A 16,430-nucleotide genomic window follows, 5' to 3' on the forward strand; every position below is an offset into this window, starting at 1 on the left:
TTGATAAGTTGCTATTCTTTGTTTTCTCCGCCATTGTTGTCCGATTTACGGCAACAAAATCAAACGGAATATTATTTTCAGTACTATGTTTTTAGCACGATAGTTCCGTTAGCCTTGTTGCCAACGTCCCCGCGCTAAAAGCAGTTTGGGACTAAATTAAGCCCATTATTCGGATTTGCCAAATCTTCCAAATACAAAACCAACTTTAAATTAAGCCAAATCCCCAAATTGCTTGTAGCGTGTGTTATACCTCGTTTTTTTATTTGTCAATTAATTTTCTTAATTCCTGAAAAATTTCTTTATCTAAAATATCTAATTCATTTCCTGTTGCTAGTTTTATAGCTTCTCTTGCCTCCGTTATTCTATTCAACATTGGCAAAACAATTCTTTTTCCAAGATTAATGAAACTATCTAAATCTCTTGAGCTTGAAGGTATTTTGTAACCATCTCTTCCGGAAGCAATAAGAATTCCATTGTCTCTTAGATTTCCAACAACTTTACTTCTGAAATATTCTTGTTTCAAAATTTCATGTCTGCTTTGATTAAGATGGCTAAAAATTTCCTTCGTTGAGATATACCTATTTTTAATGTTAGCTCTTTGAAAAAGTAAAAGTAATTTTAGAAAATTTATTTGATCGACTTTTTGTTGGTCAGTTCCTTTTTCTGTAGCTAAGAAAGTTTTTATTCTTTGATGACAAACTGAAGCAATATTTGGATCAAAATTTTCGTCTAGGTTTGTTTCTTCAAGTTCTTTGAACGAATAATCATTTGGAAAGAAATTTAAACTTGCAATTCTTGGCCGAAGCAATTCTTGAAAATCTGAACTATGCTCTGATTTTTTGTTTTCATCAAAAATATAGCCTAAAGTTCCAGCAACAAAATCAGCAATCTGAATAAAATAGCTTTGTTTACTATTTTGAATGTTGAATTCTGCACCCGAAAATAAATTCATTTCATGATTTTTCTCAACATACTTCTTGAATTCCCGCATAAAATCATTTCCGCCGTGCTCATCAACATGAAGTTCAAGTTTTGGAAATGTTCTATAAAGTTCTTTATAAACCAAATTGTTGAGATATTTGTAAAATGATTTTTTTATTGCAAATCCTTTTCCATTCAGTTTGGTTTTATCTACTATTACTGCGTAAATTGTAATGTCTAGTTTAGCAATGTCAGCTAAAATTCTTTTTCTTCTTGAATGATTTTGTGCAACACCACTTGATTTCATTTCTCCAGTTTGAAAACCGTGTTGTTTTCTAATCAAATCAATATCATTTCGAAGTTTTTCTAAATTCTCATTTTTGCAAATAATTGTTGCAACGATAAAATGTGTCCCTTGACTTTCAAAATCAAAAGAATTATTTCCAAATTCGTCTGCAAATGCAGTAATGTTTTGTTGCATTTTGGTTTTTTTAAAATGAGGTATAACGTCCCCGCGCTACAAGCAGTTTGGGACTAAATTAAGCCCTATTTTCGGATTTGCCAAATCTTCCAAATACAAAACCAACTTCCCATTAAGCCTAATGCCCAAATTGCTTGTAGCGTGTGTTAGTTGCAGGGCTTATTCGGTTGTTTATTAATTCTATTGTTTTCAGAAATTCAGTTCTGCTACCAAACCGATTAAAAAAATAAGTATTGTTATCTTTTGTGTATACAATCATTTGGTCTGCTTTCGAGTTACCACCGAAACCCCCTGATCCAAATATCGCCACCACAATTAAATAATTCCAGTCTGTAACACTTTCAGAAAACTCAACTTTAATTATATCATCGTACTTAAAAATATCATTATCCGTGTATTTACTAATTAAGCATTTTTTTACTATTGCAAAATTATCATCATACAAAAAAATCTTTGGAAATCTAATGCATACTAATCCAAGCAAACAGGAAAATATCAACGGAATCATTAAGTAACCAGCATGCTTTATTGAGTAAATGGAGAAAAAAATTAATGCCGTCAGTAAAATAATTGCTAATATTCTCAATAAGTTTTTTCCATTATGAGTGTGAAAAGGAATTCTATAGTTTGAAATCAAAGAAGGGTCAATCATTTTGTTAGGTATTATACACTTGATTTTTAACTGTCATATGTTTCTGGATTTTCTTACGCCTTGCAACTAACGTTCTGGCACTACAGCGGGTTTGGGACTAAATTAAGCCCTATTTTCGGATTTGCCAAATCATCCCAAATACAAAACCATCTTTCCATTAAGCCAAATGCCCAAATCCGTTGTAGTGGCTGTTAGGGTGTGTAGCTTGACGATTGCTGAGCACGAACGAATTGTCATTCCAATTATCGATTCCAATTGCGGAAGTTTTTCCGCTTTTCAATTTCCGTTCCAATTAGTTTCTGCTTTTTGGAGACAAAGATTGAAAAAACGATAATTAAACCTCAAAAAAAATCGTCAAAAAATTCCGTTCTCGATTGTCCAAAAAGCGTTTCACGTTCGTTTGTCCGCAACAATTAAGCTTCAGATTTCGTTTTCAATTTCGGTTCAGATTTCGGTTCAGATTTCGCCGGCTCGGTTTCTGCTTCGTTATGTATTGTGCGAACTAAAGCTTCTGATTAAAATCGACTGTTGATCGTCAACAGCTATACACCCTAACGTCTTGGCACTACAGCGGGTTTGGGGTTAAAAATGCGTAATCTTTCGGATTTGCCAAATCATCCCAAATACAAAACTAACTTCCCATTAAGCCCAATGCCCAAATCCGTTGTAGTGGCTGTTATGCGTTCGGCTTTATTCACACACTAATTTTCAATTATGAAACTAAATTATTTTTCAATTCACAAGAATAAAAAGCCAAAAAAAGCTAAATATTCTAAACCTTATTCAAAATTACAACTCCAAAAAATGGAGGAATGCACACAATATTTTATAAAAGCAATTCGACAAATAACCTCTAAAATTTAAAAAATGGACATTCAAATCAGTTATTCTCTTTTTACAGATTCAGTTTCTAAACAGCTAAAAAAACTTCAAATAAAATTCGAAAAAGAAGAAGTTAAACTTATTCAAGAATTAGCTTTTTCAGTTATGAATTTAAAATTTCACGAAATAATTTCAGATTTAGAAGCTGACAAAATGCTTGCTAAAATTCATAAAAAATTGCTAAAACATCTTGATAAACACAATGTTGCTCAAGCTGACGCATAACGTCCCCGCGCTACACGCGGTTTGGGACTAAATTAGCGTTATTTTTCGGTTTAGCCAAATTCTTGCAAATACAAAACCATTTTTCAATTAAGCCAATTGCCCAAATCGCTTGTAGCGTGTGTTAGGGTGTGTAGCTTGACGATGCTGAGCACGAACGATTAGACTTTCCAATTTTCTATTCCAATTTCGGTAATTTTTCCGTTTTCTGATTTCCGTTCTAAATAGTTTCGGCTTTTGAACTTCAAGCTTCAGTTAAACCTCAAGGAAAATCGACAAAAAAATTCCGCTTTCGGTTTTCCATAAAGCAGTTCACGTTTCTTTGTCCGCAACAATTAAGTTTCGGATTTCGGTTCGAATTTCGGTTCGAATTTCGGTTCAGATTTGAGTTCAGATTTGAGTTTAGATTTCGGCCAACTCGGTTTCTGCTTCGTTATGTATTTTCCGAACTAAAGCTTCTGATTAAAATTGACTGTTGATCGTCAACAGCTATACACCCTAACGTTCTGGCACTACAGCGGGTTTGGGACTAAATTAAGCCCTATTTTCGGATTTGCCAAATCATCCCAAATACAAAACCATCTTTCCATTAAGCCAAATGCCCAAATCCGTTGTAGTGGCTGTTAGGGTGTGTAGCTTGACGATTGCTGAGCACGAACGAATTGTCATTCCAATTATCGATTCCAATTGCGGAAGTTTTTCCGCTTTTCAATTTCCGTTCCAATTAGTTTCTGCTTTTTGGAGACAAAGATTGAAAAAACGATAATTAAACCTCAAAAAAAATCGTCAAAAAATTCCGTTCTCGATTGTCCAAAAAGCGTTTCACGTTCGTTTGTCCGCAACAATTAAGCTTCAGATTTCGTTTTCAATTTCGGTTCAGATTTCGGTTCAGATTTCGGTTCAGATTTCGCCGGCTCGGTTTCTGCTTCGTTATGTATTGTGCGAACTAAAGCTTCTGATTAAAATCGACTGTTGATCGTCAACAGCTATACACCCTAACGTCCCCGCGCTATAAGCAGTTTGGGACTAAATTAAGCCCATTATTCGGATTTGCCAAATATTTCCAAATACAAAACCATTTTTAAATTAAGCCAAATACCCAAATTGCTTGTAGCGTGTGTTATGCGGGGGTTGTTTCTAGCCGATAGTTCCAATTATTAATCGATTTTAAGCCTATTTTTGGCAGACACAAAACCTAATTCTTGCTCAAATTCTAGCTAATTTTATTCCTGTTTAAAATTGATTTTCATCCAATTATTGGCAAATTAAAAGCCAAATTATTGTCTAAATATTAGCTAAATTTTATTCCCTTTTTTCGTTTCAATTTCATAATCAAAACGATTGTTTATTTTTATTCTCAATGAAACTTCAATATTTAAGTTTCAGTTTTTGCATTCCAATTTAAAACTCCAATTTTCAAGTTCCGCTTTTCAGATTCAGTTTAGAAACTCAGAAATTCAAGTCTGGTTTTCAAGTTTCTGCATTTCAAGTTTTACATTTAGGATTCAGTTTAGAAACTCCAAAATTCTATTTTCAGCTTTTCAAATTCCAGATTAAAACTCCAATTTTGAGTTTCTGTATTTCGATTTTCAGCGTAACAATATTCTTTTTTAAAACGTAATTTTAACTGAAACGTTTTTTTTCCGCTCAACTCCCGCATAACGTTCTGGCACTACAGCGGGTTTGGGACTAAATTAAGCCCTATTTTCGGATTTGCCAAATCATCACAAATACAAAACCATCTTCAAATTAAGCCTAATACCCAAATCCGTTGTAGTGGCTGTTACCTGCTGTACATATTTTGATTGTCAATTCTTCAGTTTTACTTATCATAATTCACAATATAGTCCATAACTAATTTGTCAAACTTCTCATAAGACATTCCAAATAATTTTTCTAAAACCGATTTGAAATTTGCGTCCGTAGAATTATATAGTTCCCAAATTCCTTTTTCTCCATGTTTTTCATAAACTAATTTGCAAATTACGCCACCTGTGACATATAAAATTGAATTGTCGAATTCATTTCTAATTTTAAAAGTCATAATGTCCTCTAAAGAAATTTTATCTTTTTTCCCTAATGTTTTTGATGTCTTTCTGAGAGCTTGCTCAAATGTTTCATTCATACCTGGTCCTGCAAGCCATGTTGCCAATCCTTCATTAAAAATCATTGGACAGTATGAAACATTGTCTTTGGGAAGTGGAAATAAAAGATGGACAAATTCATGAGGGAAATTTGCATTCCCATAGGTAGTAAAGATCTGTTTAAGAGATTTAATTGTTTGACCTCCCAAATAGGAAGTCCAATACTCAAAATTATATAACTTGCCCATTTCGTCAGAATTTGGCAGAAGATAATAGGTAAATGGTTGTGTCTGTATATTAAATTGTTTTGAAATTTTTTCACAAAAAGCAACTGCTTTTTGGGCATCTTTCATATTCAAGGTACAATTTGGATGGACTATGTAGGTTATGAATTTAAATTTATAGGTTTTCCAATTTTGGGTATCATAAGAGATTACGTTTTCTAATTTAAACATGCCTTCTTTATCTCTTACCGCATATAGTTTGGTAATGTAATCTGGATTAAATCCTTTATCTTCTGCATCTGGGCATTCTTTGGTAAAAATAGTTTTGATTTGGTATCTGTTTGTTGCAATGCTGTCAATTTGTAAAATTTTTGGTTTATAGGAGTTAAAATATTTTTTAGCATTAGAATAATAAAACATTTTGTTGGCGCTTCTGTCAATTCTTAAATCTTTACCTTTTAAATATTTTTTTGCTTCCTGTTCATTCCAATTCGGATTTTGGTAGATACTGTCAGGTCTAGAATTAAGATAGTTTTTATATAAATTATATACTTGCTTTGTTGCTGTTTTAGAAGTGTCTACTCTCGCTGAAATTTCTGGAATTATATTTTGAGAATAGATATTTAAAGAAATAAATATTAATAGTATATGTATCTTCATTTTAAAATGAATATTTTTTGGTTAAGTCTGTGATTGTATAGCAGGTAACGTTCTGGCGCTTGGCGTGGTTGGGGAATAAAGATGCGAGATTTTTCGGTTAAACACAAATTTTCCAAGTACAAAACCATCTTTAAATTCAGCCTAAAACCCCAATCACGCCAAACGGCTGTTGTGTGCTGTTTTTTTTAGTCTATTGTTACTTCTTGAGCGTGAACTCTTATTCTGTCAATGTGACTTAAAATATCTTTTGAACTATAGAAATCTTCTAATTCTTTGAAATTTAACCAACGTGAGCCTAACATATTTTCAACGTATAATTCGTCAAATATTTTAAAACTTATTGCTTTTCCTTTTGAATTTTTTGCTGTTAAGGATTTCTCATTTTCCTTAATTTTCAATACTTGACATATTGGAACGTGAATCCCAGTACTTACAAGTTTACTGTCTTCTGAGGCAATATAAGAAGTTGGTCTTAAAAAAGCAGAGCAAAATGGAAGTCTGTATCCAGAAGATTTTTCTTCTCCTTCATAATTTGAGCAGAAGCCAGATTTGCACAAGTTTTTGTCTAATTTTTCAAATTGATTTGCAATATTTCCACTTGAAAGATTTAAGTTATTAGAATTCCACGTTTTATATTGTAAAACTAAAAATCGAACTTGATTAGTTTTTAAATTAAATTGTTCATAAATCAAATCAGCACCAATAATATGTTCTGGTTTATCGGGATGTAATAGTCTTAAGCGTAAAACTTTGTTATCATCCAATTTATAATCTACAAATTCATCATCTTTATATAAAGTTTCTGAAAATTTAAATGATGGTCTTTCAGCCAAATAAAAATCTCTATTTAATATTTTATGCTCTGAAATTTTTCGAGGTTGAAAATATGTTAAAGCATTTTTTAAATCAAAAATTCGTTTATTTAAAAATCTTTTGGATTTATCTTTTTCAATAATTTCTTCAAGTTCTTTTAACTCTTCGTTTATTAAGTCAATTGGTTCAATTATAAGTTTATCCGTTGATTTGCTTTCTGCTTTTTCTTTAAAAAATTTGACAACATCGCTTTCATTTTTTCTTGCGAGCAAAGTAGTAACTTCGGAGTATAATTGAGGACTTAAATCTTCGATAAGGTCAAGCGTCTGTTCATAAGTTACAGGTTGGTTTGCTCTTTTCGCCAAACTTACTGCTTCACGAACTGCATTAACTGCTTGAAACGCGTTATTTCTTCTGTCGTCTTCGTTATATTCCTTATCACTAAAGTAACTCATAGATTTATTTTTAGATTAGTTTTTCTGCGGATTTTTAACAAAATAGCACACAACGTTCCCGCGCTACACGCAGGCTGGGATTAAAGATGCGTATTCTTTCGGTTAAAAGCAAATGTTTCAAATACAAACTATCTTCAAATTAAGCCAATTGCCCAGCTTGCTTGTAGCGTGTGTTATGCGTTCGGCAAATTTTTAATTCGATACTTTCTCTATATTTTTAAGATCAACGGCAATTGCACCAAATTGTTTTTCATTGGCGAAGTATCCCATAAAAGGGGACATCAAAACCAAAGCGCAATATTTTTCCTTGTTGTTTAAATTGATGTAATCCTTAAATTTGATGTTAACTACATAGAATTGTTCTTCTTGAAGAGATTTTGCTGTTTTTTCGTCTGTTAAAGCGTATAAATCTATTTCTAAATTGCTTAAAACGTATTTATCATAAAATTTAGAAGTCAGGGAGTGTTCCAAGTTTAAAACATATTTATTACCACATTTTTCAACTTTTGCAAGTTTAAAAGGCAAGTCAGTCAATATTCCATTATTAATTGCCTCTTTAAAATCTTTTTTTAGATAATCATTTAATTCGTCATTAATTGCTGTATTTGTTTCAAAATTCGGAAATTTATTTTCTACTGTTTCTAAATAATTTTCAATTTTCAATTCCGCTATTTCATTAGATGATTTTTTTGAATTGTTGCAAGAAACTACAATAGCAAATGAGGTTAAGAATAATATAAATTTAAAAATTTTCATAATGTGATAGGTTTAATTTCCGTTCGATTTTCATTGTTGACGCATAACGTCCCCGCGCTACACGCAGTTTGGGACTAAATTAAGCCCATTCTTCGGATTTGCCAAATCTTCCAAATACAAAACCAATTTCAAATTAAGCCTAATACCCAAATTGCTTGTAGCGTGTGTTGGGCATCGTTATTTTATATACTCGTTTATTAGTTCAATTTTTTGGTCAATGTATTTCATAATTTCGGTTGGTTTCATTTCAGATTCTTTAAATCCAAAAATATCGTTTTTACAACTTCCGCAATATTCTCCAATTTCAATAGATTTATTTCCACATTCACAATTCCAAACTTCTTTTTCTTTCGATGATAAAAGTTGTTTTTTTGTTGATATTTCGCCTCTTTCTTTAAAAGTTTCAGCAATAAAAGTTTTGGTCTGATTTAAGTTTTCAATATCTTCTTTGTCATAAAATGATTTGTCATAGGTCGCTATTCTTAAACCAATTTTTTGTTTTTTGAAGTCTGAATTTTTAAGTAAACTCATGTTTTTTTCATAATCAAATAAGTTTAATTCTTTGATTATTTTAGATAGATATAAAGCAACTTGATGATTAGTTTCGGTTTCAATTTTTTCGTAAAGTAAACTAACTTTTTTGTTTTCTTCTAAGGCATCAATATAACTTATAAAATTTTTATTGAATAAAGTATAAGCATCTTGCATTGATTCAAAGTTTTCAATTGTATTAGAATGTGCTCTTAATATGCCTGGGAAAACTTCTTGAACTTGATTAGATGTTATAAAGCTCCAAGTTTCATCATTGTAATACAATTCTCTTTTTTCAGCTTTTTCAATAATACTTTTTTTTAGTCTTAAATTGTTTATTCTTTCAACGCCAACATTTTCAAACTTTTCATTTGCGTTTGATAATGAATTTAATTTTTCATCTTTTTCAATAATTACCGCTGTTCCTATAGCTGTCAACATAAACATTGATTTTCCCTTTCCTGAAATTTCATCCATATCAATATTCAAACCTATAACACAATTTCCGCCAATTTCGTGCGCGTTGTATTTTATTCTCTCAATTGCTTCATTATAGAGAGAGGACAACTGTTTTTGATATGAACTTGAGCGACCTCCAAATACATCTGTTAATCCTCCTAAAAAATCACTGAATAAATTGGTTCCTGCTACAATATGTGCAGAAACTGGTTTTAAATGCTTTTTTATTTTCAATCCTTCAGCGGAAGAAGTTGTTATTACTAAAATGTCTTTAGGATTTGCCATAGTTTGATTTTTTTTATCTCTTATTTAGTACGATTAGCTATAATGATGCCCAACGTTCCCGCGCTACAAGCAGGCTGGGATTAAAAATGCGTAAATCTTTCGGTTAAATACTAATTTTTCAAATACAAGACCATCTTCAAATTTTGCCAAATGCCCAGCTTGCTTGTAGCGTGTGTTAGTGTTTCGGTTGTTTCTAGCCGATATTCCTAATCATTAATCGATTTTCAGCCTTTTATTGGCCGATTTAAAACCCAATTTTTGCCCAAATCTCAGCTAAATTTTATTCCCTTTTTTCGGTTCAATTTGAAAATCAAAACGATTATTCCCTTTTGTTTCAATTAGAAAACACTAGAGTTTAAGTTTCAGTTTTCCCCTTTTCAATTAGAAATTCCAATAATGGATTAAAAAGTTATATAATCACATCTATCGATATTATGGTCAGTAATAGAATCAATTTATTATGTTAGATAATGTTAATGTTTTATTTATCTTATTGGTTTTATCGATATATTTAAAAGTAAGTTGATTGTTTTCGTATTTAATAATATCTAATACAATTATATTACCAGCTTTATCTTTTTTAGAATATAATTTTCCATTAGTATCCATAGTGAAAGTGCGGTTTGAACCATCGTTGGTACTCATGTTGATTATTGAATTTAATTCTCCGTCTCTGGTAAATTTAAGAGCATTTGATCTGTTTAATTCAAAAACGGCATTTTTATTTTTAAGCAATTTATTTATTTCGGGATTAAAATACTCTACTAAATCTTCAATTATTCTAAATTCATTATGATCAGAATTTAATTCATAAGAAATACTACCTTTGTTTGATTTTAAATGTAAATCTGTAAAATCTTTTTGAAGTAAGTCTTTAGTCTTAACGACTATAACATCTTTTTCTAATTTAAAATTGATAATATTGTATTTATATCCATTGCCAAGATTTGCTTCATAAGGATGGTTTTTCATACCTTGACAAGTTATAAAACTTTTGTTTGATCCGAAAGTTATTCTTACTCTTCCGTAATCTTTAGTGAATAAGATGATATTATCCGTTTGGTTGTAGGGGTTGATCGCTGTTTTGTAATTATTACTTTCAACTTCAACAGTAAAAATAGATTCGGCAATAGTTTGGTATCTTTTTTTAATACTGTCCATGGCTTTTGATCCAGCATCATTAATCCATTTATCGCCTCCATCTCCTTCTAAATATTTATCGAACTTTTGTATGTTATTTAGCTCGTTTTCCATTTTTACAAATAGGGAATCTTTTGCATCAGGGTTAATCATTTCAAGGTAGGTGTCTTCAGCAGAATAATTTTCTTGAGCATTAGATTTAAATGTTATTAATGAAATTAATATGATTATTAATGTTGTGTTCTTCATATTGTTAAGATGTTTTCTGTAAATCTTGATTTTTGGTGTTATATCAGTAATTGTTTTAGACAATCAGTTTTGCTTGACCATTTAATTAATTTATGGAATATTATATGGGTGATGTTCTAAAATATGAGTTAGAAGAGAATCTATTTTTTCTTCATACCATTTTAATTGAATATCAAAATTATCGCCCCGTCGAGATGTTTTTGCTAATGGTATTTCCAAAGTAAAATCACTGCTTTGAGACAATTGATTTATTGTTTCGAAGAAGTCCTTTCTTGGATAGAAGTCCTCATCTCTTACCGAAGATATTAAGATGTTGTAGCCTTGTAATATGTTTTCTTCAAAAAAAAATTAAAAGAATCAATAATACCTATATTGTCTGAGGCAGAATTTATTATGATTCTAAAGTCATTTTTGCACAAAATAATCTTAAAATCTTCAGTCGGTCTTGAAGGTAGTTTAACATTGTTTTCTGGTTGAAAACCATTGTCTTCAATTAAGGTTTCGGTTAATCTTCGTATAGAAGTTGTCTTGCCAACACATTCCATTCCACTTATTAGTAAAATTTTCATATCATATTGAGTTTTTTAAGGTGACGTATAATTTGTATATAGGTCTGACAAAATAAGACTTATCTGCCTAAAAATGGGTGTATGAGTCTGATAAGCATTAGAGGGTTTCATTTTTGGCTCTGTAAGGCCAACGAAACCCTAGCTGTTGTGTGCTGTTCTTTCTATTTAATCTCTTTTTCAATAATATTTTCTCCCTCAAGTTTAAGTTCCATTTTTTTATTTATTGATGGACAACAACGACCGTCATTTTCTGAATATTCAAGTTTGGTCAAATATATTTTTGAATTTAAAATTTTATCAAAGTTATATATATATTCTGGTGAGTATTTTTTAATAAATGTTATTCCTTTGTCATTGTTTTTATACAATAAAATCCCTCCAATAACATTGTAATTTCCTTCTTTTGGATCTAATCCATAAACTAAAACAACATCTAATAAACCATCATTTGTAAAATCACCAACATATGTAGTATCAGTATCATTAATAATGGTGTTTTCTGTTTCAAGTCTTGATTTGTACTTGTCAAAATGTTTATATGCTAACTCTTGTAAATTTTCAATTTCTGTTTTATTTGAACTATTTTCAATTTCATTAAAATCAAGTTCTTTGTTAGGCTCTTTAATGTTTTCATAGTAATAAAAAGCAAAAGCACCGATGATAATAGCTCCTAAAATAATAAATATTACATTTTTTGAAACAGTACTAGCTAATGAGGGGTGGGGGGTAGGATCAAAATTGATTTTATTAGGTTCATTAACTGATTCCGATACCGCTTCCTTTGTTTTTGATATATTTTTTACATTTCCTAATAATTCCTCTTTTTTTGTTGAAAATTCTTCTTCCGTAATAATACCTTGATTCAGCAATTCATGCCAATCATTCAGTGTTTTGTAAATGTCTTTTTTCATAAAAGTTAACCTAAAACTTGTGCCTTTTGTTGATTAAATTCATCCTGTGATAGAATTCCCTTGTCTAATAAGTCTTTTAGATTTTGTAATAATTCAATTTTTTCCTGATGGGATTTTGTAGCTGATATAGTATCAACACCTTCTTGAATCGGTTGAACTGGATTAGGAAAAGTTGAATTAATTTGTTGTGAATTTGAAAGTGTAGTTGCTCTTATTGTTTTTAATTCCACATTTGTATTATATCTATCTACTTGCCCTCCTAAAGTGAAAAGGTCGAAAAAAGCACCAAATCCTAAAAGTCCACCTGTAAAAAACCATAATAATCCCGTTCCTATTTTACCAAGATAAAAACGGTGAAATCCTAATATTCCAAAACAACTTAATAGCCATAATAAATATGCTACTGAACTTGATTTTGTACTTGAATTTTCACTAGAACTTGAATTTTTATTAACCAAATAAGCAATACCTGCTAAAACAGCAATCAAAACAACAAATTCTTGTACTCCTAATCTTCCCATAATAAATTAAATTTAATTTAATGCCTACTCTTTTTAAAGTACAGTTTTCGGCTTGCCTGTTTTTTTTATTAGTCTTTTTCCCTTTTCAATTAGAAACTCTTAAATTCAGTTTTCTGCTTTACAAGTTCCAATCTGAAACATCAAAATTTAGAAATTCAGCTTTTTCGAGCCAATTTCCACGCTTGATTATTACGTTTTTTGGGTACAAATTGCCAATTCTTTCAAGGTATTTTTCCTTCGTAAGTTTCTCCTCAACTGAACACTAACGTCCCCGCGCTACAAGCAGTTTGGGACTAAATTAAGCCTATTCTTCGGATTTGCCAAATCTTTCTGACACAAAACCAACTTCAAATTAAGCCTAAAACCCAAATTGCTTGTAGCGTGTGTTGGTGGCTGGGCTTATTTGTACTCACTTATATTCAGTTTTTTGTAGTCTAAATATCGTTTTAGTTTTTCGTTTTCTAAAGTTTTAATGTAGTTTTCCATATATTGAAAATCAGGCTTATTTTCAGAGTTTACAGGAAGCAGAATTTTACTTTTTTTCATTCTCATAGGTCGCCATTTACGAGCATATTCAAAACAAACTCTTTGTTGTTCAATGGTTGTTATCAAGAATTTAGCTATGTATGGATTTAGATTTTCATTTTTTAAATACAATGGATTTACGTCGTGGCTACAAGTAAATTCTGAAACTTGGTAATAAGCATAACCGACAGAACCATTATTTGTTACAACAATACAATTCCCTTTGAAAAGTTTTTTGCTTAATGGTTCGTTTTTACCAAATCCGATTTTTGAATTATCTTCTATTTCAGATAATGTATAATACTCCGTAACTCCATTTTTATTTGCAGTTGCACCGAGAAAAGGAATTTTACCATTGCCAGAGGAAGTTGGTTTTTTATTATAAAAACCGTTTTTAATTTCAAAAATATCAGGAAATAAAAATTCTTTCCACTCAATATTATCGGTTAAAAAATCTTGTTTTATTTCGCTTTCCTTTCCAGTTACATACTTTTTATATTTTTCTAAAAATTCATTTTCCTTTTGTTTCATAAAGTTTTCCATAAAAACGTAATCAGGCTTTCTGTCTGAATTTATAGGAAGTAGGATTTTTTCTTTTTTAATTCGAGTATCATTTATCTCTCTGTTGAAACTGTACTTTTCATTCAGTCTTGTAACCATTGTCGCCAAAAAAAGATAAATATATTTATTAAAATTCGCATTGTCAAGCATAGTAACGTGGTCGCTTGCGACCACGTTAAATGGCTGAAAAAATGTCGAACCAACACTTCCGCTATTTGCCAATGTTAAACAGTTTTTGAATATTCTTACGTTTTTATCATTGCCAATAAAAGCGTCAATTCCGTTGTTTAAAGCTGTGGAAGAAGTGTATGGTATGTTTCCCCCGATATGGTCATTTTTCTTGAGCCTTTTTCCTCTTTGAATAGAGTCAAAAATTTCTACTATTGAAAACTCTTTCCATTCTCTATTTGTCAATTCCATTATTCTATTTTTTCGTTGGTAAACAAATATTCTCTATCCTGCATAATCATAGAAAATTCAAAAGTTAGAAAGTCGCCTATTGTTTTTGTAAAATCTGCAACAGTTGGAAATTCATCGTTGAAATAATAAAAAGAATGTAACCATTCATCTTCAGCTTCAATTGTTGTTTTTACACAAAATTTAGTTTCACTTTCAATACGGTTAAACCAAACATCCAGTAAATGCTGTTTTTTATCTATTGCTTCAATAGTTTCGACAAGTCCACGATGTTTTTGTACTTCAAAACCATCTTTATCGAAGTTTATAAATTTTACTTCTTTGTCTTTGTAGTGTGGAACTCCTGTTGTAAATATTGCAATACAAGGATTTGTACCAACTCCGTAAAAAGTATTTTTGTTCAGCGTTATTACTCCCTCTAAAGTATGATGTTTTAAAATGTTTTCTTTTATTGCCTGTTCTTCTTTTGTTTTGCCTATCATTGATGATTGAGGAACAATCACAATCGCTTTTCCATCCGCTACAATGGAATTGAGTAAATGCTCTGTGAAATTGATTTCGTATAAACTTGTATTGTTTTTACTTCCCATTGAGTAGGGTGGGTTCATCATTCCAACGGTGCAACCTCTTTCTTGCAACTGTGCAGGATTTTGCTTTAAAAAGTCTTCTTGTTCAAGATTACTTTTCCCGTCTCCACGTAAAATCATATTGGTTGTAGCAATCGTAAACATATAAGGTTGTAACTCTAAACCGTGCAATTGATTCTTTCTAATTTGTCGGTGTTGTTCTGGATTGTCTGTCTTTTGCAACATATCGTGCATAGATGCAATTAGAAAACCAGCCGTTCCGCAACAAGGGTCGAAAACTGAATCAGTCGGTTTTAATTCGGCTAAATCACAAAATAATTCGGTAATGTGTTTTGGAGTAAGTACAATTCCTAAATTTTGTCCGTCACCGCCCGAATATGACATAAATTCTCCATAAAATCTACCCAAATAATCTTCGGCAGAATGGATGTATTTTATGTTTTTGTAGATGTTTTCGTAAAGAAATTCCGTGTAATGTTTTAGCGGGGTTTTCTTTAAGTTCTCGTTAACTTCGTTAATTGCTTTGGTATCTTTGATTACCAAAAATTGGCTTAAAAGTTTGTCTTTTTTTACTTGTGGCGAAACATTGGCTCTCTTTAAATTTTTCTCAATGGCTTCATAAATTTTTTCGCCATCAGTTGTAGTTTGTTCGCCTGTAAGGCTTTCAATACTGAAACCTTTGTGTTCCATTTCACGCAATGCCAAAAGAATACCCGAAACTACAAGCGGTTTGTCTTTGTCTTGAATGCTACCATAATTGCGTAAATCTTCGTGAAGATTTTTAGCGTCTTTTAGTATTTCCTCCGTGGTTTTTTCGTCAGGAGTTTGCTCTTTTAGTATGTTTTTGGTGTAGTATTCGTCAATGTTTTTTTCGTTGAAAAGTGTAAATGTTTCAACGTCATCAAGAATTTTATAACCGCCTCTTTCGTCAATAAAAATCGGAGTTATTTTGTGTCTTTTTTCGTTTCCAGAAACGCCAAAAGCAATGATTTTTTTGTAAGTTGTGTTTTGAGATAAATGTTTTCCGTAAAATAAAGCACCGTTTACAGCATAGTTTTTTACGCTTGTAACTTCGTTACAAATTACATCTTTTTCGTTGCGTTTTGTATGTTGAGAAACATCCGCTTTGTTTTCGATAACCAGCAAAAAGTCTTTTACAACTCCGCTGTATTCGGGAAAACCAACTTTTCCTGTTTTCGATTTTGATGCCGTTTTTAAAGCGTCATCAATTTCTTTTATGTTACTTCCTTGTGGGTGTAAATCTATGTTTGCTTCTTTGAGTAATTCATAAACCCAAAAATCAGTCAGTATTTCTTTTTTCGCCATTGTTGTCCGATTTACGGCAACAAGATTCTTCGTTTTCCCTTATTTTGTTAGGTTTCACGTAGCCTTGCCACCAACGTTCCCGCGCTAAAAGCAGTTTGGGACTAAATTAAGCCTATTCTTCGGATTTGCCAAATCATCCAAATACAAAACCATATTTAAATTAAGCCAAATACCCAAATTGCTTGTAGCGTGTGTTGTA

Annotated in this window: 13 protein-coding genes; 1 reads left to right on the forward strand and 12 read right to left on the reverse strand. The window is 31.3% G+C overall.

Features of this window, described 5'->3' with window-relative positions; translation table 11 throughout:
• Nucleotides 1-259 precede the first annotated feature (259 nt).
• On the reverse strand, nucleotides 260-1,402 hold the full coding sequence (locus tag KZH69_RS19720; RefSeq protein WP_219319184.1) for a DUF3800 domain-containing protein: 1,143 nt from the start codon (nucleotides 1,400-1,402) through the stop codon (nucleotides 260-262).
• A gap of 118 nt (nucleotides 1,403-1,520) precedes the next feature.
• Nucleotides 1,521-2,054: a hypothetical protein gene (locus tag KZH69_RS19725; RefSeq protein WP_219319185.1), complete on the reverse strand. Its 534-nt coding sequence runs from the start codon at nucleotides 2,052-2,054 to the stop codon at nucleotides 1,521-1,523.
• A gap of 867 nt (nucleotides 2,055-2,921) precedes the next feature.
• Here KZH69_RS19725 and KZH69_RS19730 point away from each other — a divergent pair.
• Nucleotides 2,922-3,161: a hypothetical protein gene (locus KZH69_RS19730; RefSeq protein ID WP_219319186.1), complete on the forward strand. Its 240-nt coding sequence runs from the start codon at nucleotides 2,922-2,924 to the stop codon at nucleotides 3,159-3,161.
• 1,819 nt (nucleotides 3,162-4,980) lie between these two features.
• Here KZH69_RS19730 and KZH69_RS19735 read toward each other — a convergent pair.
• The 10 genes from KZH69_RS19735 to KZH69_RS19780 form a co-directional block, all read right to left on the reverse strand.
• Nucleotides 4,981-6,126, reverse strand: a complete 1,146-nt coding sequence (locus KZH69_RS19735) for a hypothetical protein (protein ID WP_219319187.1) — start codon at nucleotides 6,124-6,126, stop codon at nucleotides 4,981-4,983.
• Between the two features lie 185 nt (nucleotides 6,127-6,311).
• Nucleotides 6,312-7,394, reverse strand: a complete 1,083-nt coding sequence (locus KZH69_RS19740) for a hypothetical protein (RefSeq protein WP_219319188.1) — start codon at nucleotides 7,392-7,394, stop codon at nucleotides 6,312-6,314.
• Nucleotides 7,395-7,586: 192 nt separating this feature from the next.
• Complete coding sequence (locus tag KZH69_RS19745) at nucleotides 7,587-8,150, reverse strand: hypothetical protein (protein WP_219319189.1); 564 nt, start codon at nucleotides 8,148-8,150, stop codon at nucleotides 7,587-7,589.
• Nucleotides 8,151-8,327: 177 nt separating this feature from the next.
• Entirely contained in the window at nucleotides 8,328-9,425 is a 1,098-nt protein-coding gene (locus KZH69_RS19750) for a YbjQ family protein (RefSeq protein ID WP_219319190.1), read from the reverse strand.
• Between the two features lie 450 nt (nucleotides 9,426-9,875).
• The gene (locus KZH69_RS19755; RefSeq protein ID WP_219319191.1) at nucleotides 9,876-10,814 is read right to left on the reverse strand and encodes a hypothetical protein; all 939 of its coding nucleotides are present in this window, start codon (nucleotides 10,812-10,814) and stop codon (nucleotides 9,876-9,878) included.
• Nucleotides 10,815-11,119: 305 nt separating this feature from the next.
• A complete protein-coding gene (locus KZH69_RS19760; protein WP_219319192.1) occupies nucleotides 11,120-11,383 on the reverse strand; it encodes a hypothetical protein in 264 nt (87 codons plus the stop codon).
• Between the two features lie 161 nt (nucleotides 11,384-11,544).
• A complete protein-coding gene (locus KZH69_RS19765; protein WP_219319193.1) occupies nucleotides 11,545-12,294 on the reverse strand; it encodes an SHOCT domain-containing protein in 750 nt (249 codons plus the stop codon).
• A 5-nt stretch (nucleotides 12,295-12,299) separates the two neighbouring features.
• Entirely contained in the window at nucleotides 12,300-12,815 is a 516-nt protein-coding gene (locus KZH69_RS19770) for an NINE protein (RefSeq protein WP_219319194.1), read from the reverse strand.
• A 399-nt stretch (nucleotides 12,816-13,214) separates the two neighbouring features.
• Nucleotides 13,215-14,321, reverse strand: a complete 1,107-nt coding sequence (locus KZH69_RS19775) for a restriction endonuclease subunit S (RefSeq protein WP_219319195.1) — start codon at nucleotides 14,319-14,321, stop codon at nucleotides 13,215-13,217.
• Entirely contained in the window at nucleotides 14,321-16,231 is a 1,911-nt protein-coding gene (locus KZH69_RS19780) for an HsdM family class I SAM-dependent methyltransferase (RefSeq protein WP_219319196.1), read from the reverse strand. Before KZH69_RS19780 ends, KZH69_RS19775 begins: the two co-directional genes overlap by 1 nt.
• Nucleotides 16,232-16,430: the final 199 nt, after the last annotated feature.

The organism is Flavobacterium taihuense (assembly GCF_019351435.1).
GTDB lineage: Bacteria > Bacteroidota > Bacteroidia > Flavobacteriales > Flavobacteriaceae > Flavobacterium > Flavobacterium taihuense.